Origin of the sequence: Porticoccus sp. (assembly GCF_041592135.1) — a bacterium.
Classification (GTDB): domain Bacteria; phylum Pseudomonadota; class Gammaproteobacteria; order Pseudomonadales; family Porticoccaceae; genus Porticoccus.
Map to the genome: position 1 here is coordinate 15,882 of NZ_JBFHQR010000007.1, position 21,764 is coordinate 37,645.

22 protein-coding genes are annotated in these 21,764 nt (G+C 60.4%); 15 read left to right on the top strand and 7 right to left on the bottom strand.

All coding sequences use genetic code 11. The features are described 5' to 3' along the window. Window positions 1-16: 16 nt before the first annotated feature. Window positions 17-1,972: a DmsC/YnfH family molybdoenzyme membrane anchor subunit gene (locus ABY948_RS01495; RefSeq protein WP_461480734.1), complete on the top strand. Its 1,956-nt coding sequence runs from the start codon at window positions 17-19 to the stop codon at window positions 1,970-1,972. Between the two features lie 52 nt (window positions 1,973-2,024). Here ABY948_RS01495 and cyaY read toward each other — a convergent pair whose 3' ends face one another. Then, window positions 2,025-2,345 carry an iron donor protein CyaY gene (gene cyaY / locus ABY948_RS01500; protein WP_461480735.1) on the bottom strand — a complete coding sequence of 107 codons (321 nt, stop codon included), beginning with the start codon at window positions 2,343-2,345 and terminating at the stop codon, window positions 2,025-2,027. 118 nt (window positions 2,346-2,463) lie between these two features. Between cyaY and lptM the strand changes: the two genes are divergently transcribed. From lptM to ABY948_RS01535, 7 genes are all read left to right on the top strand, one after another. Continuing rightward, a complete protein-coding gene (gene lptM / locus ABY948_RS01505; protein ID WP_461480736.1) occupies window positions 2,464-2,634 on the top strand; it encodes an LPS translocon maturation chaperone LptM in 171 nt (56 codons plus the stop codon). A gap of 26 nt (window positions 2,635-2,660) precedes the next feature. After that, a complete protein-coding gene (lysA, locus tag ABY948_RS01510; protein WP_461480737.1) occupies window positions 2,661-3,911 on the top strand; it encodes a diaminopimelate decarboxylase in 1,251 nt (416 codons plus the stop codon). A gap of 59 nt (window positions 3,912-3,970) precedes the next feature. Continuing rightward, window positions 3,971-4,801, top strand: a complete 831-nt coding sequence (gene dapF / locus ABY948_RS01515) for a diaminopimelate epimerase (protein WP_461480738.1) — start codon at window positions 3,971-3,973, stop codon at window positions 4,799-4,801. Then, window positions 4,798-5,496, top strand: coding sequence for a DUF484 family protein (locus ABY948_RS01520; protein WP_461480739.1), 699 nt, complete (start codon window positions 4,798-4,800; stop codon window positions 5,494-5,496). The genes dapF and ABY948_RS01520 overlap by 4 nt, the downstream gene beginning before the upstream one ends. Window positions 5,497-5,511: 15 nt before the next feature. Beyond that, window positions 5,512-6,495, top strand: coding sequence for a tyrosine-type recombinase/integrase (locus ABY948_RS01525; RefSeq protein WP_461480740.1), 984 nt, complete (start codon window positions 5,512-5,514; stop codon window positions 6,493-6,495). A gap of 75 nt (window positions 6,496-6,570) precedes the next feature. Next, complete coding sequence (locus tag ABY948_RS01530) at window positions 6,571-7,287, top strand: SIMPL domain-containing protein (protein ID WP_461480741.1); 717 nt, start codon at window positions 6,571-6,573, stop codon at window positions 7,285-7,287. 15 nt (window positions 7,288-7,302) lie between these two features. Then, entirely contained in the window at window positions 7,303-7,854 is a 552-nt protein-coding gene (locus ABY948_RS01535) for a 2-thiouracil desulfurase family protein (protein WP_461480742.1), read from the top strand. A gap of 12 nt (window positions 7,855-7,866) precedes the next feature. On the opposite strand, the gene glnK is transcribed toward ABY948_RS01535, so the two are convergent. The 4 genes from glnK to ABY948_RS01555 form a co-directional block, all read right to left on the bottom strand. Next, a complete protein-coding gene (gene glnK / locus ABY948_RS01540) occupies window positions 7,867-8,205 on the bottom strand; it encodes a P-II family nitrogen regulator (protein WP_461480743.1) in 339 nt (112 codons plus the stop codon). Window positions 8,206-8,358: 153 nt separating this feature from the next. Continuing rightward, complete coding sequence (locus ABY948_RS01545) at window positions 8,359-9,615, bottom strand: ammonium transporter (protein WP_461480744.1); 1,257 nt, start codon at window positions 9,613-9,615, stop codon at window positions 8,359-8,361. A gap of 21 nt (window positions 9,616-9,636) precedes the next feature. After that, on the bottom strand, window positions 9,637-9,975 hold the full coding sequence (locus tag ABY948_RS01550) for a P-II family nitrogen regulator (RefSeq protein WP_461480745.1): 339 nt from the start codon (window positions 9,973-9,975) through the stop codon (window positions 9,637-9,639). A 55-nt stretch (window positions 9,976-10,030) separates the two neighbouring features. Then, the gene (locus ABY948_RS01555; protein ID WP_461480746.1) at window positions 10,031-10,816 is read right to left on the bottom strand and encodes a TorF family putative porin; all 786 of its coding nucleotides are present in this window, start codon (window positions 10,814-10,816) and stop codon (window positions 10,031-10,033) included. A 294-nt stretch (window positions 10,817-11,110) separates the two neighbouring features. Between ABY948_RS01555 and ABY948_RS01560 the strand changes: the two genes are divergently transcribed. The 4 genes from ABY948_RS01560 to rep all read left to right on the top strand — a co-directional run bounded on the left by ABY948_RS01560 (window position 11,111) and on the right by rep (window position 16,927). Continuing rightward, complete coding sequence (locus tag ABY948_RS01560; protein ID WP_461480747.1) at window positions 11,111-11,368, top strand: accessory factor UbiK family protein; 258 nt, start codon at window positions 11,111-11,113, stop codon at window positions 11,366-11,368. A 77-nt stretch (window positions 11,369-11,445) separates the two neighbouring features. Then, a complete protein-coding gene (locus ABY948_RS01565; RefSeq protein WP_461480748.1) occupies window positions 11,446-12,939 on the top strand; it encodes a YifB family Mg chelatase-like AAA ATPase in 1,494 nt (497 codons plus the stop codon). Between the two features lie 92 nt (window positions 12,940-13,031). After that, window positions 13,032-14,819 carry a PHA/PHB synthase family protein gene (locus ABY948_RS01570; RefSeq protein ID WP_461480749.1) on the top strand — a complete coding sequence of 596 codons (1,788 nt, stop codon included), beginning with the start codon at window positions 13,032-13,034 and terminating at the stop codon, window positions 14,817-14,819. Window positions 14,820-14,896: 77 nt separating this feature from the next. Further along, window positions 14,897-16,927 (top strand): DNA helicase Rep, encoded by a 2,031-nt coding sequence (gene rep / locus ABY948_RS01575; protein ID WP_461480750.1) that lies wholly within the window; start codon window positions 14,897-14,899, stop codon window positions 16,925-16,927. A 27-nt stretch (window positions 16,928-16,954) separates the two neighbouring features. On the opposite strand, the gene sfsA is transcribed toward rep, so the two are convergent. Beyond that, window positions 16,955-17,662: a DNA/RNA nuclease SfsA gene (gene sfsA, locus ABY948_RS01580; protein WP_461480751.1), complete on the bottom strand. Its 708-nt coding sequence runs from the start codon at window positions 17,660-17,662 to the stop codon at window positions 16,955-16,957. Further along, on the bottom strand, window positions 17,659-18,819 hold the full coding sequence (locus ABY948_RS01585; RefSeq protein ID WP_461480752.1) for a pyridoxal phosphate-dependent aminotransferase: 1,161 nt from the start codon (window positions 18,817-18,819) through the stop codon (window positions 17,659-17,661). Before ABY948_RS01585 ends, sfsA begins: the two co-directional genes overlap by 4 nt. A gap of 237 nt (window positions 18,820-19,056) precedes the next feature. Between ABY948_RS01585 and dksA the strand changes: the two genes are divergently transcribed. The 3 genes from dksA to ABY948_RS01600 all read left to right on the top strand — a co-directional run. After that, window positions 19,057-19,503, top strand: a complete 447-nt coding sequence (dksA, locus tag ABY948_RS01590) for an RNA polymerase-binding protein DksA (RefSeq protein WP_461480753.1) — start codon at window positions 19,057-19,059, stop codon at window positions 19,501-19,503. A 39-nt stretch (window positions 19,504-19,542) separates the two neighbouring features. Continuing rightward, window positions 19,543-20,460, top strand: coding sequence for a tRNA glutamyl-Q(34) synthetase GluQRS (gene gluQRS / locus ABY948_RS01595; RefSeq protein ID WP_461480754.1), 918 nt, complete (start codon window positions 19,543-19,545; stop codon window positions 20,458-20,460). Between the two features lie 122 nt (window positions 20,461-20,582). After that, window positions 20,583-21,764, top strand: a 1,182-nt coding sequence (locus ABY948_RS01600) for a sigma-54-dependent transcriptional regulator (RefSeq protein ID WP_461480755.1), incomplete at its 3' end; no start/stop codon positions are given.

A 21,764-nucleotide genomic window follows, 5' to 3' on the forward strand; every position in this document is an offset into this window, starting at 1 on the left:
AGAGGGTACCGTTCAGATGAATAGCGAAGTAAAAGAGTTAACCGCCAAGCCGGAGATGGTTGAATCCAAACAGGCCGACGGCAGCACCCTGTGGGAAGTCCGCACCCAGGAACAGCCCTATGCCTTTCTGTCCGACAAGGCGATCTCGGACACCAATCGCTACGGCCAGAAGATCGACCTGCTGGACCTGGCCGGGGGGCAGCTGCCGAAAGAGCGCCCGCTGTTCATCAACGACAACCCGGAAGTGGGCTGCAACCCCAACCGCAACAAGCAACACGCCTTCTTCTTTACCGCCGACAACTGCATCGGCTGTCACGCCTGCGAATCCGCCTGCGCCGAGAAAAACGATACCCCGGCGCACCTGGCTTTTCGCTCGGTGGGCTATGTCGAGGGCGGCAGCTTCCCCGACTACCAGCGGCTCAATATCTCCATGGCCTGCAACCATTGCGACGACCCAGTGTGCCTGAAGGGCTGCCCGACTCGCGCCTACACCAAGCACGCGGAATACGGTGCGGTGCTGCAGGACCCGGACACCTGTTTCGGCTGTGGCTACTGCACCTGGGTGTGCCCCTACAACGCCCCACAGCTGGACCCTGTTGAAGGCCAGGTATCCAAGTGCAACATGTGTGTGGATCGTCTGGAAGTGGGCCTGAAGCCCGCCTGCGTGTCCGCCTGTGTCGGCAACGCGCTGGATTTCGGGGTGGTGGAAAATATCCCGGAAAACCGCGAGCAGGCGAAAATCTCGATTCCCGGCTTCCCCGACCCCAGCATTACCCGTCCGAATATCCGCTTCCAGCAGATCCGCGAACTGCCGGAGGAAATGAAACGCACCGACTCAGCGCCGGTGAAGTACCACAAGGCCGCGGACGGCAACTACAAACCGGTGGTGGACAGGAAACAGGGCACCAGGCGCGCCTGGAATCTGAAACGCCTCAGTTCCCGCGAAAACCCGCTGGTGCTGTTTACCCTGATGTCCCAGGCCGCCATCGGCGCCTTCGCCATCGTCTTTCTCGGCGCCCAGGTCGGCATTCCTACCCTGCAATGGTTTGGCGGCCAAACCCTGTACGTCCCGCTGTTGGCACTGAGTCTGGGACTGGTGGCGCTGGGCCTGTATCTGTCCACCACCCACCTCGGCAAACCGCTGCGCTTCTATCGCGGCTTCAACAACCTGAGACACTCGCCGGTCTGCCGCGAAGGATTGGGCATCGCCCTGTTTATGGCCTTCCTCGGCCTGCACCTGCTGTGCAAGCTGCCGGCCAACGCCCTGTTTGCCAGCCTCTGGCAGAGCTTGTTTGGCACCCCCATCAGCGCGCTGATCAAACCCGATACCCTGGCGACACCGGCGGCCACCTTCGGCTACCTCGCCATCGTTTCCGGTGCCACCGGCCTCTACTACATGAACCGTTGCTACCGCATTCCGGCACGGCCGTTCTGGAACCACTGGCAGGTCGCCAGCAGTTTTTATGGCAACGCCCTGTCCCTCGGCACCATCGCCATCGGCCTGCTGTTGCTCCCCGCCCTCTGGCTGGCCGGGTCTGACAGCGCGACAGCCGTTCGTCTGCTTGCCGCCCTTCTCGCAGTGGGCGCCGCCATCGAGGCCACTGGCCTGTGGTGTCACAACCGCGATATGACCGCGGCAGAGCATGAAGGCGCCGCCTCCCACTACGTCCAGCGCACCACCTTCGGCAACAGCTACTGGTTGCGCAATGCGCTGCTGGGACTCGGCGTACTGGGTGGCTTGGCACTGGCTGCATTCAACAGCGGACCAATCGTTGGACTTGCCGGTCTGGCCGCGCTGTCGTCGGCACTGATTGTCAGCAGCCTGATGGGACGCGCGCTGTTCTACGTACTGGTGATCCCCACCACCATGCCTGGCGCCTTCTTCTGGCGCAACAAGGGCTTTGAACAGCACGCAAGGGATATTGGCCTGGCCGACATGCCGCAGGTGGGCATCGCGCCACTGCGCCACTGATCGAAGGTCGCTGCGGAAAAGAGGCACAGCGGCTTGACCCTGTGCCCCCGGCCTAGAAATTCAGCAGCAGCGCCTCGCCGGACTGCTCGCTACAGGCCCGGCTCAGCAACTCCGGCAGGGTTTCCGCCGTGGTAGAACAGCACCACTGCCCGTCACTGAAATTGAAATGGTATCCGCCAGACCTGGCCGCCACCCAGATCTGGGTCATGGCGGGCTGGCGGGAAATAATCACCTTTGAGCCATCCGCCTCAATGGTCAGGGTCATCACCCCGGCGGAGGTTTCGTAGTCGATATCCGCACCGCTGGCATCAATCGCCTCTTCTATCACCAGCATCAGTTCATCGGCCAGGTCATTGAATTGGGATTCATTCACAGCAGCAGCGCTCCAAAACAGCACAAGAAAGTCGTCCGCGGGAGTATACGCGATTGAGTGTGGCGGGCTACAGCCGGTATACTCCTGTGCTTATCAAAATTCAAAAACGGGTTTTTCCATGCAACGAATTTTTGCATTGGTGCTGCTGGCAGCGCTATCCACTATCGGTCTGTCCGGATGCGGCAACAAGGGGCCACTGTACCTGCCACCCGAGCCAGTCGAAGAAGTTCCCGCGGCTCAGGAAGCGCCCGCAGCTCCGGAAGTATCCGCCGACGCTGAACAGCCCTGACCGCCAGCCAACAGATTCCAGACACCATGACACACTTTACCTACTGCAACGGCGAGCTCTGCGCCGAAGGGGTGGCATTGACCGCCATTGCCGAGCGCTTCGGCACGCCCACCTATGTCTACAGCCGGGCGGCATTGACCGAGCACTTCATGGCCTACAAAAATGCCCTCAGCGACTGCGACCATTTAATCTGTTATGCCGTCAAAGCCAACTCCAATCTCGGCGTGCTCAACGTGCTGACCAGACTGGGAGCGGGTTTCGACATTGTCTCCGCGGGCGAACTGGAACGGGTACTCGCCGCCGGCGGCAGCGCTGATAAAGTCATTTTTTCCGGCGTCGGCAAACTGCCGGAGGAAATGGCGCGCGCGCTGGAGGTGGGCATCCACTGTTTCAATGTGGAATCCGAAGCCGAGCTGGAGGTATTGAACCGGGTGGCCGGGGACTGCGGCAAGGTGGCCAACATCTCCCTGCGGGTCAATCCCGATGTGGATGCCAACACCCACCCCTATATCTCCACCGGCCTCAAGCAGAACAAGTTCGGCATCGATATCCACCGCGCCCCACAGGTCTACTTGCGGGCCAGGGATATGGCGCACCTGAACATTGTCGGGGTGGACTGTCATATCGGCTCGCAACTGACTGACACCGCGCCGTTCATCGATGCCCTGCACCGGGTGCTGGCGCTGGTGGACGAACTCACCGCAGCGGGTATCAGCTTACAGCACCTGGATCTCGGCGGCGGCCTGGGCGTGCGCTACAGGAACGAGCAGCCGCCCCACCCCGCCGACTATATTGCCGCACTACGCCATGAACTCGGTGACAGAGGCCTGACCCTGGTGCTCGAACCGGGCCGCTCCATTGCAGCCAATGCCGGCGTGCTGCTGACCCGCGTGCAATACCTGAAACCCGGTGACGAAAAGAATTTTGCCATTGTCGACGCCGCCATGAACGACATGATCCGCCCGGCGCTCTACCAAGCCTGGCTCAATATCGACCCGGTGAAACCCAGGACCGATATTGCGCCGCTGAGCTGGGATGTGGTCGGACCGGTCTGTGAAACCGGCGACTTTCTCGGCAAGGACCGCACCCTGGCGATTGCAGCGGGGGACCTGCTCAGTGTGGCCTCTTCCGGCGCCTACGGGTTTTCCATGAGTTCCAATTACAACAGTCGCGGACGGGCTGCGGAAATCATGGTGGATGGCGTGCAGGCCATTGAGGTTCGCCGCCGGGAGACCTTTCAGGACCTGATTCGCGGCGAGACCGTTCTTCCTGTATAAACAACAAGGGATGCCTGCAAGCGGGCGCAATGTAACCACAGGGACAGACGCACAACCGTATGCTGCTACGCTTTACCAAAATGCACGGCCTGGGCAATGACTTCGTCGTCATCGACGGCGTCTCCCAGGAAGTTACTTTGACCCCTGAGCTGGCCCGCCGACTGGGTGATCGCCGCTTTGGTATCGGCTGCGACCAGATCCTGCTGGTGGAACCGCCTACCCGCCACGACCTGGATTTCCGCTATCGCATTTTCAACCAGGATGGCAGCGAGGTGGAGCAGTGCGGCAACGGTGCCCGCTGCTTCGCCAAGTTTGTCCGCGACCGCCACCTCACCGGCAAAAGCGACATCCGGGTGGAGACAGCCGCCGGCATCATTACCCTGCACGTGCAACGCAATAACCTGATCGAAGTGAACATGGGGGTCCCGGTACTCGAGCCCGCACAGATTCCCTTTCAGGCCGAGACGCGAGCGGTCAGTTATCCCATCGAAGCCCTCGGCCAACAGCTGACCATCGGCGCCGTATCCATGGGCAACCCCCACGCCGTGCTGAGGGTGGCAGATGTGCAGACTGCGCCGGTCGAAACCCTCGGCCCCGCACTGGAGCGCCACCCCCGGTTTCCCAACAAGGTCAACGTGGGTTTTATGCAGGTATTGAACCGCCACCAGATCAACCTGAGAGTATACGAACGCGGCGCGGGAGAGACCCTGGCCTGCGGCACCGGCGCCTGTGCCGCCGCAGTAGCAGGCCAGTTGCAAGACCTGTTAGACTCCCCGGTAACCGTTAACCTCCCGGGAGGGAGCCTTGAAATCAGTTGGTCCGGCGAAGGCCAACCGGTAATCATGACAGGAAGCGCCACGACGGTGTTCCATGGGCGGATTAGAATATGACCACGCAACAACAAGCTCCTCGCATCCCGGCAGAACCGCTTCCCGAGCAGGTCAAAGCCTACCTGCAACAACACCCCAACTTTTTTGAGGATCACCCCGAGCTGCTGGAGATGATCAGCCTGCCCCACGAGAGCGGCGCAGCCATCTCCTTGATTGAGCGCCAGGTCTCGGTGCTGCGCGAACGCAATCTGGAAATGCGCCAGCGCCTCAATGGCATGCTGGACTCCGCCAAGGTCAACGACAAACTGTTCGAAAAGACCAAGCGATTGATCCTGACCCTGCTCGAATGCGGCAAAAAAGCCGATGTGCTGGATGCCGTCTCCACCAGTCTGGGCTCCGACTTCCAGGTCGAGTTTCACAGCCTGATCCTGCTCGGTGAGCAACCACTCAAGCTGGATTCACCCCATACCCGCATCGTTAGCGCGGAACAGGCCAATCGCCAGATCGGCACCCTGCTGCGCAACAACCGGGCAACCTGTGGCGTGCTCGGCAGCGAGGAACTGACCTTCCTGTTCGGCGACACAGCCAACCGGGTCGGCTCTGTCGCCGCCGTGCCCCTGACCCAGGGCAGCCCTTTCGGCATCCTCGCCATCGGTCACAGCGACCCGAATTTCTATCGCAGCAGCATGGGCACGCTATTCCTGAGTTACATCGCTGAAGTCCTGTGCCGGATTATTCCCCGGCTGGACCACTAACCTGCGGCGCCGCTGATGGGCAGCCAACTTGCTGATCAGCTCGCCCGCTTCGAGGAACATCTGCGCAGCGAGCGCAGGCTCTCCCCACACACGGTAAATAGCTATCTTCGCGACCTGAACAAACTGGCCGACTGGTGTGCGCAGCAACAGCTGATGAGTGCGGCCGCGCTCACCAGCCAGCACGTGCGGCGCTGTATGTCGCAACTCCACCATCGCGGTCTCGGTGGGCGCAGCCTGCAACGCTGGCTGTCCTCCCTGCGCACCTTTTTCAACTATGCCCTGAAACACCAGTGGGTCAGATCCAACCCCTCTGCCGGCATCGCGGCGCCCAAGGCGCCCAAAAAACTACCCCACACCACCCTGGATGTCGATCAGACCAGCCAGTTTGTGTCCACCCGCGGTGATGGCTGGATCGATTGCCGCGACCGCGCCATGATCGAGCTGTTTTATTCCTCCGGCCTGCGGCTGTCCGAGCTGACACCCCTCAACCTGACCGATCTCGATTTCGCCGATCAACTGGTGCGGGTCACCGGCAAAGGTGGCAAGACGCGACAGGTGCCGGTGGGCAGCCACGCCATTGCGGCCCTGCGGAGCTGGCTGACCAGGCGCTCGGAGATTCCCTCTGACGATCAGGACGCGGTCTTTATTTCCGCCCGCGGCAGGCGCATTGCCCCCCGCACGGTACAGGAGCGGCTGCGCTTGATCAGCCTGCAACAGGGCATGCAGGGCAAGGTTCACCCCCCATATGCTGCGCCATTCCTTTGCCAGCCACCTGCTGGAATCCAGCGGCGACCTGCGCGCCATACAGGAGCTGTTGGGCCATGCCAACCTCTCCACCACCCAGATCTATGCCCACCTGGATTTCCAGCACCTGTCCAAAATCTACGACCAGGCCCACCCGCGCGCCAAACGGAAAAACGACCGCGACTGAGCATCGCTACCGGCACTGCCGGTTCTCCCCCGCCGCATTCCACAGCGCCCGGGATCGCCACTGTATAATTTGTTCTTTCTGAAAACTTTTTTAGCAGCTTGGACTCTAACTGCTCCCCGTTGCACCAGACATGGAGTATCACCGTGCGTCACCTTCTTCTGCTTTCCCTACTGTTGTGCTCATTCACTGCCGCCGCTGACGACGACAGCAACCGCCGCCTGCTCTCAACCAATGGCTATGGCGAGGTGCAGGCCAGCGCCGACACCGCCATTATTGATCTCCGCGTCAGCGCCATACGCAAGTCCGGACAGGAAGCCAAACGCGATGTGGACGACCGCCTCAACAGCTTCCTCGATCAACTCAAAAAAATGGATATTGATCAGGAGGATGTGGTGGCTTCCTCGCTGCGCGTCTATCCGCGATATGAGCACAGTGATGGCAGCCGTCACTTTAGCGGCTATGAAGCGGTCAGGACGCTTTCGGTCACCCTGCACAAGCTGGAACAACTCACCCACGTCATCGACCAGGCCCTGGCCCAGCGCCTCGAAGGTATCGAGAATCTCCGCTATGAGAACAGCCATGCCGATGAGCACCAACTCCAGGCGCACAAGCTGGCCATCGCCGATTCCAAAGCCAAGGCATCCGCCCTGGCCAAAGCCTACGGCGCAGAACTGGGTCCGATTGTGCGCATTGACTACCACAACAACACGCCGATCTTCTCTCCCAAAATGCAGGATGCGGGCATTGAATCGGCACAATTATTGCGTTCATCTGTTTCGAGACCCGGCACCTACCTGCCGGATCAATTGACCTATCAGGACAATATTCAGGTGGTGTTCGACCTGATCATCAGCCCGTAACCAGACCAAACGACCATGACTGATCTTTCTGCGATTCATATGACAGCCCACCGTGAAATGCAGCCCAAGGTGGGCATCAGCGCCTGTCTGAGCGGCCGGGAAGTGCGCTATGACGGCGATCACAAATACCATGAGCTGATTATGAGGGAGCTGGGCCCCTGGCTCGATTTGCTGCTTTTCTGCCCTGAAGTGGATGCGGAACTCGGTATCCCGCGCCCGCCCGTGCACCTGGCTGAACAACCCAATGGCCAGCTGCGCGCCCTCGGCGTCGAGGATACCCGGCTGGATGTCACCGATGCCCTCCAGTGCAGCGCGCACCAATTTGCGACCCAGCGGGCACACGAGCTGTGCGCTTACATCGTAAAATCCCGCTCCCCCAGTTGCGGGGCGGGATCTACACCGATCATCAAGAGTGGAAATTCAACCAGCCGGGACGGCGATGGCCTGCTGGTCAGCGCACTGAAGGCCGCCTGCCCCGGGTTATTGATTGTCGAGGAACGCGAGCTGGATTCCGTGGAAAAATGCCGCGCTTTTCTGGAGCAGTGTTACCTGCTGAGCGAACGCTGAGTTAACCCGACCTCAGATAGCGTCACTACCGGTTTCACCGGTACGAATACGGATAACGTCTTCCAATTCAGAAATAAAGATCTTGCCGTCACCAATCTTGCCGGTCTGCGCCGATTTGGTAATGGCCTCCACAACCGTATCCGCATGGTTGTCATCCACAGCGATTTCCAGTTTTACCTTGGGCAGGAAGTCCACCACGTATTCAGCGCCGCGGTACAGTTCAGTGTGCCCCTTCTGGCGCCCAAAACCCTTGACCTCTGTAACAGTAATACCCTGGACGCCCACTTCGGCGAGCGCTTCGCGCACATCATCCAGTTTGAAGGGTTTGACAATGGCTGTAATAAGCTTCATATGCGGTTACCTTATGCTTTTTTCGTTATTCTAGAAATATCGCAAAAAGATACACGTTCCTTCAGAAAATTGCACCTTTTGCTCGGCGGGGAAACCCACATAAAAAAGCAGGGGGTTGACCTCATCAGCCAACCCCCTGCAACCGAGAAAAGATTACTTGGCGCTTCCAGTGAACTCAGGGTAGGCCTCAATGCCGCATTCGGACATATCCACACCCTCGTATTCTTCCTGTTCACCGACACGAATACCCATGGCCGCCTTGATAATTGCCCAGGCAATCAGGCTGGTCACAAAGACCCACACGAAGATCACACCGACACCGGTCAGCTGACCGACCAGGGTCACATCCTCATTGCCGGAGAAACAGACTGCCAGCAGCCCCCAGATCCCCACCACACCGTGAACGGAAATGGCACCGACCGGGTCGTCAATTTTCAGCTTGTCCATGCCGATCACAGCGAACACCACCAGTACACCACCGACGGCACCGATGATCGTGGCACCGATGCCACCCCAGTTCAGGGGTTCAGCGGTAATGGCGACCAGACCGGCCAGCGCACCGTTGACGGCCATGGTCAGGTCGGCCTTGCCAAATACCAGGTGGGCGACAATCAGCGCGGCAATCAGGCCACCACAGGCAGCGGCGTTGGTGTTCACGAACACATCCGCAACGGCATTGGCTTCGCCGATATCCGATACTTTCAGCTCGGAACCGCCGTTGAAGCCAAACCAGCCCATCCACAGGATGAACATACCCAGTGCGGCCAGGGGCATATTGGAACCGGGGATCGCATTGATGCGGCCATCTGCTGTGTATTTACCTTTGCGGGGACCGAGCAACAAGACACCGGCCAGCGCAGCGGTAGCACCGCACAGGTGAACCACGCCGGAACCGGCAAAGTCCTGGAAGCCAGCGGCGTCAAGGAAACCACCACCCCATTTCCACATACCCTGCATCGGGTAAATGAAACCGGTCATCACCACGGCAAACACCAGGAAGGCCCAGAGCTTCATGCGTTCAGCAACCGCACCGGAAACAATTGACATGGCCGTGGCCACAAAGACAACCTGGAAGAAGAAATCGGATGCGCCGGAGTAATAGATATCACCATTGCTGGCCAGCACTTCTTCTGCAGTGGCATTGGCAATACCGTTGCCAAACCAGGCATCGGGCAGAATACCCCCGGCGCTGCCACCGTACATGATGGTGTAGCCCATCAGCAGGTACATGGTACAAGCGATGGCAAACAGCGCCACGTTCTTGGTCAGGATTTCGGTGGTATTCTTGGCGCGCACCAGGCCCGCCTCCAGCATGGCGAAACCCGCCGCCATCCACATAACAAACGCACCGGTTATCAAAAAGTAAAACGTATCCAGCGCGTATTTGACTTCAATAATATCAGGACTCATTGTTCTAATCTCCCGTCTCTTTTAAACCGCTTCGGCACCGGTCTCACCGGTACGGATTCGAATGACATCCTGCAAATCCGAAATAAAGATTTTGCCATCGCCGATCTTGCCTGTTTGGGCAGCCGAAGTAATCGCCTCAATGGCGCCGTCGACCATGTCATCCGCAAGGGCCAGTTCGAGTTTTACTTTCGGCAGAAAATCCACCACGTATTCGGCACCGCGATAGAGCTCTGTGTGCCCCTTTTGGCGGCCGAAGCCTTTGACTTCTGTGACGGTCACACCCTGTACACCGATGGCGGCCAGTGCTTCACGAACATCATCGAGTTTGAAGGGCTTGACAACTGCTGTAATCATTTTCATCGCATTGCTCCTCAGGGATAGCGGCGCCCCCGGCGACGGGAGCGCCACCGGTCAATTACATGCTTTTGCTGACAGAGAAAACCACAGAGCTGTCACACCAGTCGGTGCCCCAGCACTCATCCTCATCCAGGTCGGTATCCACCCAGCTCAGGGAGAAATCCAGACCGACGTAGGATTTGCTCAGGCTGATGGAGTAATCGGAATAGCTGTCTTCACCATCAGCAAGAAATGCCTGTTCAGCATCTTTGGCATTGCTGTCATTGCTGTCGTATTCGAAATCGTTATAGCCGTAGTGCAGACCCAGGCCGAAACCGCCGGGCAACTCAAAACCGTAGTCGGCATAGACGTAGTAGAAGTTGCCGGTCTCCAGCCAGTAGTCATCGGAGTAGGCAAAGCCAACCGTCAAATCATTGAAGGACATGCTCGCGTAGACTTCCTGGTAATCCAGGTCACGGCCAGCAGTCAGTGGGAACAACCCGGTTGTAGAGGTATCGGAACCCGGATAGTCGTAGTAGATGTAGCCGATATCGTAGCTCAGCGACTCAGATATCTCGCCGCCAAAGCCGAAGTAGTAGTCCAGCTCCATGTTGGCATCCGAGTCATCCGGATCATCAAAATCTACGTTCGAACCCCAGGTACCCACATAAAAACCACTATCGAAGGCAACATCAAAACCACCTTGAATAGCAGGGTTCGTATTTGTTTGGGAAATACCGCGGAACTTATAGTCAGTAGTCAGCGTGACATTGGCGGATGTTTCAAAAGCCTGGGCAACGTTTGCAACAACCGGCAGGGTCAATGCAATAGAAGTTGCAATCAGGGATTTCTTGAACGTGTTCATATGCTTCTCCAAATATATAAACAACAGCAACAAAATTTAACGGGGACGACTTCTAGGTCAGTCTCGCCAACATGATTTATGCATTTGACATGCCAACCACCCAGGCACCTAAAAACCCCCTTGACCTAACGTCCAACAACCATAAATGCACAATATTGGTGCGATAAATATAGGACAGGGCGCCATGAAGCACCAAAAAGGGTCTAAAAATAATCTCTGCCGACAGCCATCCGAACCTGTACAGCGGCCACAATGCCTCTAAAATAACCCCCACCCGCACAGTGGACTCTTACTATGAAACCCGACGAATTACTGAATTTGTTTCTGCAGCAACTGAACAGCGTGATCACACCGGGGGCGGAAATGCTGGGCACGGAGTTACAGCAGAAGATCAGGGCGGCCGCCCAGGCCACCTTTGACAAGCTGGACCTGGTGACCCGGGACGAGTTTGATGCCCAGCGCGCCGTGTTGACCCGCAGCAGGGAAAAGCTGGAGCAACTGGAAAAACAGCTGGCGGAACTAGAAGCGCGCATTGCCGACCAGCAGGTCTGAACCACCGCAGCGCTTGCGCCCGGTAAAAACGCACCGGGATAATGCACTACCAATGAGTCGTACCAGGGAGGGTATACATGGCACTCGCCATCGTTCACAGCAGGGCCAAGGTGGGCATCGATGCACCACCGGTGACCGTAGAGGTCCACCTGTCCAACGGTTTGCCCGGCCTGACCATTGTCGGTATGCCGGAGACCGCCGTCCGGGAAAGCAAGGATCGGGTGCGCAGCGCCCTGCTCAATGCCCACTTTGAATTCCCCGCCCGCCGTATCACCATCAACCTCGCCCCGGCGGACCTGCCCAAGGAAGGCGGTCGCTTTGATCTGGCCATCGCACTCGGCATCCTCGCCGCCTCCGAACAACTGCCCCTTGACTCTCTGGGCCAGGTGGAAGCGGTCGGCGAACTGGCCCTGTCCGGGGAATTGCGACCCGTCGACGGGGTATTGCCCACCGCCCTCGCCTGCGCGCGGGCCGGGCGCGCCCTGATCGCCCCCGAGGGCAATGCCAGTGAAGCGGCGCTCAGCCGGGACACCACCGTCTATCCCGCCCGACACCTGCTGGAAGTCTGCGCCCACCTCAACGGCAACCAGTTGATCGAGCCGCAACCACAGCCTCCAACCCAAGTAGCCCACAGCGAGGCACCCGACCTGCGCGATATTGTCGGCCAGCACCAGGCCAAACGCGCCCTGGAAATTGCCGCCGCCGGGGGCCACAACCTGCTGTTCAGCGGCCCGCCCGGCACCGGTAAAACCATGCTCGCCACGCGCCTGCCGGGCATTCTGCCGCCCCTACAGGCCAGCGAAATGCTGGAAGTCGCCGCCATTCATTCCGTAGCGGGGCTCGGCCTGCGGCCGTCACTGGCGCAGCCACCGTTTCGCGCGCCGCACCACACCGCTTCCGCCACAGCCCTGGTGGGCGGGGGCGGCATTCCCAGACCCGGGGAGATTTCCCTGGCCCATCGCGGAGTGCTGTTTCTGGATGAACTGCCGGAGTTTCCCCGCAAGGTACTGGAAGTGCTGCGCGAACCATTGGAATCCGGTGAGATACTGATCTCCCGGGTGCAGGCACAAACCCGCTATCCGGCCAACTTCCAGCTGATCGCCGCCATGAATCCCTGCCCCTGCGGCCACCTCGGCAATGCGCGCTGCCGCTGCACCCCGGATCAGGTGCGCCGCTACCGGGAAAAAATTTCCGGACCGCTGCTGGACCGCATCGACCTGCTGGTGGAGGTGCCCAACCTGCCCGGCGGGCAACTGCTGGAACAGGCCCCGGAGGGCGACAACAGCCACACCGTGCTGCAACGGGTCATCGAGGCCCGGCAAAAACAGTTTCGCCGGGCGGGACGATTGAATGCGCAACTGGACAGCCGGCAACTGCGCAGCCACTGCACCCTCGACAACAGCCAGAAAGTGCTTGTCGAACGGGCCGCCCAGCAGCTCGGACTCTCTGCCCGGGGCGTGCACAGGGTGTTAAAGGTGGCCCGCACCATCGCCGATCTGGACCAGCACGACAACATTGCCCTCGACCACCTCAGCGAAGCCCTGAGCTACCGCCTTAAATTCAGCCGTTGATTTATACCGTGCCTCAATGGCAATCTTGAGTACACTGCCACGAAAATGACACGTGGCCGGTAGTATGGTCCGTTCCAACTGAGGGTGAATGCGTGGCAGAAAAACCGGACAGAACGATTTCCAAGGTGATTGATGAGCTGGACAACCTGATCACCGAAATTCCCCGCCTGAAAGATGACACCGTCAACAAAATCGATACCCGACTGCGCGCCATCATTGGCAAGGGCGCCCAGGGGCTGTCGCCGATCCAGTTAATCCTCGCCTATACGGACTGGCTGGCACACCTGTCTATCGCCCCGGCGCGCCGGCTCAAGTTGATGCAGAGCTTTAGCGAGAAAGTCCTGCAATTGACCACCTATACCGCACGCACCATCGCCGAGAAAACCGAAGAGCCGCTACCCCACAGCTCCTCCTTTTTCAAACATGCGCTGTGGAAAAAGCTGCCCTTCAACGTCCTGGCCCGCGGCCACGGCATGGCCCTTGACTGGCTGCGGGAAGCCGATGCTGGCGTCCCCGGCATGGACCCGCTCAACGTCGAGCTGGTCAACTTCATGAATGGACAGGTGCTGGATATCGCCTCGCCCTCCAACTTTCTGCCCACCAACCCGGAGGTGCTCAAGGTCACCTGGGACAGCAAGGGCAAGAACCTGCTGGAAGGCATAGGCAACATGCAGCGGGATATCCAGAAAAAACTGCTGAAGGACAATCGCCCGGAAATGGGCGACTTCAAGGTGGGCGAAAACCTCGGCGTCACCCCCGGCCAGGTGATTTTCCAGAACCACCTGATTGAGGTGATCCAGTACAGTCCCGCCACCGAGACCGTGGCCAAAGAACCGCTGTTGATCGTGCCCGCCTGGATCATGAAGTACTACATCCTCGACCTGCTGCCGGAAAACTCCATGGTCAATTACCTGGTGGGCCAGGGTAAAACCGTGTTCATGATCTCCTGGAAAAACCCGGATAAGGATGACCGCGAACTGGACCTGGACGATTACCTGAAATCCGGCTTCCTGGCGGCACTGGAGGCGGTACAGGCAGTGGTGCCAGACACCAGGATCAACGCCATGGGCTACTGCATCGGCGGCACCCTGTTGGCCATCGGCGCCGCCTACCTGGCCCGCGAGGGGGACGACAGCCTCAACAGCGTCACCCTGCTGGCCGCCCAGGTGGACTTCACCGAGGCCGGGGAAATCACCCGCTTCCTCGGCGCCAGCCAACTGGCCTTCCTGGACAGCATGATGTGGACCGATGGCTACCTGGAGGCCGCCAGCATGGGCGGGGCGTTCAAGGCCCTGCGCTCCCAGGACATGATCTGGAATCCCGCGGTGGAGCGCTACTACCTGGGCCGCGAATCCAAGCCCATCCCGCTGATGGCCTGGAATGCCGATGGCACCCGCATGCCCGCCACCATGCACAGCCGCTACCTGCACGAACTGTTCGTGGAAAACCGCCTGGCCGAATGCAAATTCCTGGTGGACGACAAGCCCATCGCCATCCAGGACATCCGCGCACCGTTCTTCGTGGTGGGCACCAGCGCCGACCACGTCGCCCCCTGGAAATCCGTTTACAAACTGCACCACATCGCCCGCAGCGACATTACCTTCCTGCTCACCAGCGGCGGTCACAACGCCGGTATCGCCTGCGGCCCCGAACACCCCCGGCGCAGTTACCAGGTGGCCTGCCACGATCCCATGGATCGCTATATCGACCCGGATACCTGGAATGACACCCAGGACACCCACATCGGTTCCTGGTGGCCGGTGCTGGACCTGTGGCTGGACCAGCAGTGCAGCGAAACGGTAGCCCCCCCCACCATGGGCGCCCCCGACAAGGGGTACAAGCCGCTGTGGCCGGCACCGGGAAAATATGTGTTCGGATAACCGCCAAGTTCCGGTGGCATTCTGGTGCCCGATTGCTACAATCCGCCGCCCATTGAAACCGCCACCGGCAGACAGGCTTGAACAAACTTAATCCGCAACAACGTGCCGCCGTCCACTACATCGATGGCCCCCTGCTGGTGCTGGCCGGCGCCGGCAGCGGCAAGACCAGTGTGATCACCCGCAAGATCGCCTACCTGGTCCAGCAGTGCGGCATCAGTGCCCGCCACATCGCCGCCGTCACCTTTACCAACAAGGCGGCCCGGGAGATGAAAGAGCGGGCCGGTAAACTGGTCAGCGGCCGCGAGGCCAGCGGTCTCACCGTGTCCACTTTCCACAACCTCGGCCTCAACATCATCCGCCGGGAGATCAAACAGCTGGGCTTCAAGCCGGGCTTTTCCATCTTCGATGCCGAGGACGGCAAAAGCCTGCTGCGCGAACTGATGCTGAAAAACTCGGATCTGGACTCGGATCACCTCGACCTGGTGCAGCACCAGATCTCCAACTGGAAAAACGACCTGCTGTCCCCGGCGGAGGCGCTGTCAAAAGCCGCGAGTGGCGGCGAGCAGGCCATTGCCCTGGTCTACAAACGCTACAGCGACGCATTGCGCGCCTACAACGCGGTGGACTTCGACGACCTGATCCTGATCCCCACCCTGCTGTTCAGGGACACACCGGAAGTGCTGGAGAAGTGGCAGAACCGCATCCGCTACCTGCTGGTGGACGAGTACCAGGACACTAACTTTGCCCAGTACCAGCTGGTGAAACTGCTGGTGGGCGCCCGCCGCGCCCTCACCGTGGTAGGCGACGACGACCAGTCCATCTACGCCTGGCGCGGCGCCCGGCCGGAGAACCTGCAACAGTTGCAGCAGGACTTCCCGGAACTGCACGTCATCAAGCTGGAACAGAATTACCGCTCCACCGGCCGCATCCTGCGCGCCGCCAACCAGCTGATCGACAACAATCCCCACCTGTTCAGCAAATCCCTGTGGAGTGAGCTGGGCCCCGGCGATCACCTGCGGCTGATCCGCACCGACAACGAAGATGCGGAAACCGAGCGGGTGGTCAATGAAATCATCAACCTGCGGCTGCGCAAGAACTGCCACTTCCGCGACTTCGCGGTGCTCTATCGCGGCAACCACCAGGCGCGCCTGCTGGAACTGAAGTTGCAGGCCCAGGGCATTCCCTACAAGCTCAGCGGCGGCACCTCGTTCTACGCCCGCAGCGAGATCAAGGACATCATGGCCTACCTGAAGCTGATGGTGAACGGCGACGACGACAATGCCTTCCTGCGCATCATCAACACCCCGCGCCGCCAGATTGGCACCTCCACCCTGGAGAAGCTCGGCCACTATGCCAACCAGCGGCAGATCTCCATGATGGCCGCCATCGACGAAATGGGCCTGCAGGCACAGCTGGCGCCCCACAACCTGGAGCGACTACAGCGTTTCCGCCACTGGATCGAAGGGGTGGCGAGCAACTGCAGCAACGGCGATCCGGTCAGCGCCATCCGCGAAATGATCAGCGACATCGACTACGAGGGCTGGCTGCACCAGAACGCCAGCAGTGGCGCGGTGGCGGAAAAGCGCATGGAGAATGTCAACTTCCTGGTGGAACAGATCAAGAAGTTGCTGACCCGGGACGACCTGGAGATTGTTGCCGAGGAAGAGACCGGCGACAGCGCCGTGGAAGATGTTATCGCCAAACTGATCCTGCGGGATATTCTCGATCGCCAGGAAGAGGATTCCGCCGACGACAAGGTGCAACTGATGACCTTGCACGCCGCCAAGGGGCTGGAATTCCCCCACGTGTTCCTGATCGGCATGGAAGAGGGGCTGCTGCCCCACCGCAACAGCATCGAAGAGGACAACATCGAGGAGGAGCGCCGCCTGGCCTACGTCGGCATCACCCGCGCCCGCCAGACCCTCACCATGACCATGGCGGCGCGGCGCAAGCTGTTTGGGGAGATATCGGAGACCACCCCGAGCCGTTTCCTCGACGAACTGCCCGAGGAAGACCTGGAAAAGGAAGGCATGGGCAACAGCGACCCCGAAGTGGTGAAAAAGAAAGGGCGGGAATCCCTGGATGCCCTGAAAGGATTGTTCGCCTGAGCTGACTCGCCCGAACTGCCGGGGCGTTCAATCCAGCCGGAACGGCAGCGGCCGGTCGATGACAATCTCCGTGGCCGACAGCCGGCAACCGTAGGCCAGCACCTCCACCCCGGCGGCCAGCGCCTCGCGCAGGGTCGCCCCATACAGCGGATCGATATCCTCGGCGGCCCCGGCGGACTCGGCGCCGCTGTGCTGCACGCAGAACACCAGCGCCGCCCGATGCCCCTGTTCGACCATCGCCATCAACTCGCGCAGATGCTTGGTGCCGCGGGCGGTGACCGCATCGGGAAACAATACCCGGCCGCCGCCCACCCCCAGGGTGGTGTTTTTCACTTCCACAAAACACTGTCGCGCCCCCTCGCTGAGCAACAGGTCGATGCGGCTGTTTTCTGCGCCGTATTTCACCTCCGGGCGGATGGCACTGTAGCCCTGCAATTCCGCGATCACACCCTTTTCAATGGCTTCCCGCACCAGCTTGTTGGGCCTGCCGGTGTTCACCCCGGTGAGGTGGCCATCCGGGGTGGTGGTGATTTCCAGGGTACCCGGCAGCTTGCGTTTCGGATCGTCGGAGCGGGAAAACCAGCAGGGAGTCTCCGGCGCCCAGCAATTTTTCATGGAGCCGGTGTTGGGGCAGTGCACCGTCATGTCCTCGCCGCCGGGCAGGCGAATATCGGCGAGGAAGCGTTTGTAGCGCTTTAGCAGGGTGGCCTGCTCGAGGGCGGGGGCAATAATCATTTCTTCAATGCCTCGGTCAGTCGCGCCACTGCCAACTGCAGGCGCGGCAGGGACTCGGTGTAGGCGAAACGCACATGCTGGCGGGCACGGTGCTGCCCGAAGTCGGTGCCCGGAGTGCAGGCGATGCCGTGTTCCCGCAGCAGCCACCAGCAAAAGGCCTCGCAATCATCGGTGAGCGCCGACACATCGGCGTAGAGGTAAAAGGCGCCCTCCGGCACCCGCGCGATCACAAAGCCCAGCGCCCGCAGGGCCGGCACCAGGTAATCCCGCCGCGCCCGAAAGTCCTGGCGACGGGCCTCGAGGATGGCGATGGTCTCGGGGCAAAAGGCCGCCAGCGCCGCGTACTGGGCAATACTGGGGCTGGCGATATAGAAGTTCTGCGCCATCACCGCCAGGGTATCCACGGCGGCGTCCGGCACCACCATCCAGCCCAAGCGCCAACCGGTCATACCGAAATACTTGGAAAAACTGTTAATCACCAGGGCATCATCTGTCAGCGACAACACCGAGGTGGCTGCCTCATCGCTGTAGGTGAGGCCGTGGTAGATCTCATCGACAATCAGGGCGCCCCCTTGATCGGACACCGCCCGGTGCAACGCCGCCAGCTGTTGCCGGCCGATGACGGCGCCCGTTGGATTGCTCGGCGTCGCCACCATCGCGGCCACGGTATTGGCCTGCCAGTGGCGCGCCACCAACCCCGCGGTCAGTTGATAATTATCTGTGACATTCACCGCCACCAGCTGCGGTTCGGCATCCAGACGGCGCACAAAGTTGGGATTGCAGGGGTAACCGGGGTCTGCCAGCAACAGGCCGTCGCCGGGGTTCAGCAACAGCTCGCACACCATCCCCAGCGCCGCACTGCTGCCGGTGGTGACAATCACCCGCCGCGGGTCAATCTCCAGCCCGTGGCAGCGCTGGTAGTCCGCGGCAATGGCCTGGCGCAGTTCGGGGATACCACAGGAGGGGGTATAGGCGGTGCGCCCGTCCGCCAGCGCCCGGCGGGCAGCGGCCACAATGGGTTCGGCGGTGGCATAGCGCGGCTCGCCAATTTCCATATGGACAATGTCGCGCCCCTGTGCCTCCAGCGCCTGGGCGGCCTCCAGAAAATCCACCACTTTAAAGGAGGTGAGGTTGCGGGTTCGGTTGGCCAATCTCATCACTGCTGCTCTCGCTGTCGCCGCACCGGGGTTTATCTCCGGTCGGCAATTGGGCAGGGCATTATGGCGTGATTGCCCAGGGATGCCTACAACCTCCACAGCGGCTGAAAGTGCGTCAAAAGTGCCACCGGGCGGCAGAGATTCAGCTGAGAGCGTGAAAATAAACGTTTTTACTTGAAAATTTTTCCCGCTGGCACTATAAACGCGGGTCTCGCAACCTACCGAGAGCTCGAACAGATGCCAAAAAAAGCAGAAACTGCCACCGTTGCCTCCCTTCACGGCTTTACACCCTATAAAGAGAAGAAGGGTGAAGAGTATATGAACGAGCCCCAGCGTGAGCACTTCAAGAAAATTCTGCTGGCCTGGAAACGGGAGCTGATGGAAGAAGTCGACCGCACCGTTTCCCATATGAAAGATGAGGCCGCCAACTTTCCAGACCCCGCAGACCGCGCCACCCAGGAAGAGGAATTCAGCCTGGAATTGCGCACCCGCGACCGGGAGCGCAAGCTGATCAAGAAAATCGACAGCACCATGGAGCGCATCGAAGGCGATGATTACGGCTTCTGCGACCAGTGTGGTGTCGAGATCGGCATCCGTCGCCTGGAGGCTCGCCCCACCGCCAACCTCTGTGTGGACTGTAAAACCCTCGACGAAATCAAGGAAAAGCAGCTCACCGGCGGCTGATGACTGACGGAAGCGGCCCCGCCGCTTCCTCTCCTCAGCATGGATTCCTCCCCCACCACTCCCTACATCGGGCGCTTTGCTCCCTCCCCCACCGGTCCCCTGCATTTCGGTTCCCTGGCTACCGCTGTCGCCAGTTATCTCGATGCCCGCCGCTGTGACGGCCGCTGGCTGGTGCGTATGGAAGACATCGATCCGCCGCGGGAAATGCCCGGCGCCGCCGAGCGCATCCTCCGCCAACTGGAAGCCCACGGACTGCTGTGGGATGACCGGGTGTTGTACCAGAGCCAGCGCGGTGAGGCCTATCTGGCCGCACTGCAACAGTTACTCGATCGCAATCTCGCCTACCCCTGTCATTGCAGCCGCCAGCAGCTGAAAGAGCGCGGCGGACTGCATCTGCTGCGCTGCGCCCCCCAAGGCGGGGCCGAACAACCCCACGCACTGCGGCTGGCCGTAGACGAACAGAGCGACATCGGTTTTGAGGATATTTTCCAGGGGCGACAGCGGCAATCCATCAAGCTGGAAGTTGGCGACTTTGTGCTGCACCGCAAGGATGGCCTGTTTGCCTACCAGCTGGCGGTGGTGGTGGATGATGCCTTTCAGCAGATCAGCCATATCATCCGCGGCAGCGACCTGCTGGACTCCACCGCCCGACAGATCTACCTGCAGCAGGTGCTGGGTTTCCCACAACCGGACTACGGTCACCTGCCGGTAGCCGTCGATGCCAAAGGTCACAAACTCAGCAAACAAAACCTGGCCAGGGCAGTGGATGAACAGACCCCCTCCCTGAATCTGTGGACTGTTCTGCACTGGCTGAACCAGGCCCCGCCGACAGCTCTGTGCCACAGCAACCCCGAGCAGATACTGTCCTGGGCCGTCGGCCATTGGCAGCGCCAGGCCGTTCCCCAGCTGCTGCATCTGCGGGCTCCCGCCCTGCAAACGCCGCCCTCCGCCGGCTAGCACGGTCACTGTAAAAGAGCTGTTACAGGAAGTACCAACCAGTTGTTCCCAGGGGTTGCATCCCGGTAACATCGAGGTAACACTAGCACCGGCACGCACATTCCCTTTGCAGCAGGCTTTCCATGGATTCCATCCTGATTGTCGAAGACGAAGACAGCATTCGCAGCTCCCTCAGAAAATTGCTCAACAGCCAGCACTTCGCCACCAGCGAGGCCTGCAGTATCCGCGACGCGCTCGACCAGTTCGAGCTCTCCGACTTCTCACTGATCATCAGCGACCTGCGCCTGCCCGGCGCCCCCGGCACCGACCTGATCCAACTGGCCGGCGATGTACCGGTGTTGATCATGACCAGCTACGCCAGTCTCAAGTCGGCAGTGGAGACCATGCGCCTGGGCGCGGTGGATTACATCCCCAAGCCTTTCGACCCCACCGAACTGCTGGAGGCGGTACACCGCATCCTCGACAACGCCAAACCGACCCGGCCGGTGAAAGCGGCCGACCTGTCGGGTCGCGGCATGATCGGTTCCAGTGCCGCCATGAAGGCGGTGTTCAACATTATCCAGAAAGTGGCCAAAACCGATGCCACGGTGTTAATCCACGGCGAGACCGGCACCGGCAAGGAACTGGCCGCCAGCGCCATTCACAACGAGAGCCCGCGGGCGCGCCACCCGTTGATCTGCGTGAACTGCGCTGCGATTCCCGAAACCCTGATCGAGGCGGAGCTGTTCGGCCACGAGAAAGGCGCCTTTACCGGTGCCACCGAGGCGCGCAAGGGACTGGTGGCCGCCGCCGATGGCGGCACCCTGTTTCTCGACGAAGTGGGCGAGCTGCCACTGGAGGCCCAGGCCCGGCTGCTGCGGGTATTGCAGGAGAAAGAAGTGCGACCGATCGGCTCGGTGAAATCCCGCAAGGTGGATGTGCGACTGGTGGCCGCCACCCACCGCAATCTCAAGAAGCTCTGCGAACAGGGCCGCTTCCGCGAGGACCTGTTTTACCGCATCAATGTGGTCAATCTGGATCTGCCGCCATTGCGGGAACGGGGCAAGGATATCCTCGAAATTGCCGATGTACTGCTGGCCAAGCAATGCCAGAAGCTCGACAGACACAGCCTCAAGCTGGCCCCCGATGCCATCCAGGCCATCACCACTTATCACTGGCCCGGCAATATCCGCGAGCTGGAAAACTCACTGGAGCGGGCGGGTATTCTCTGTGACGACAATGACCAGATCAGCCACGATCTGCTGGGCATCGACCTGTCCCTGGTGGAAATCGACGAGGAGCCGTCCCGCACCTCCCCGGGCGCG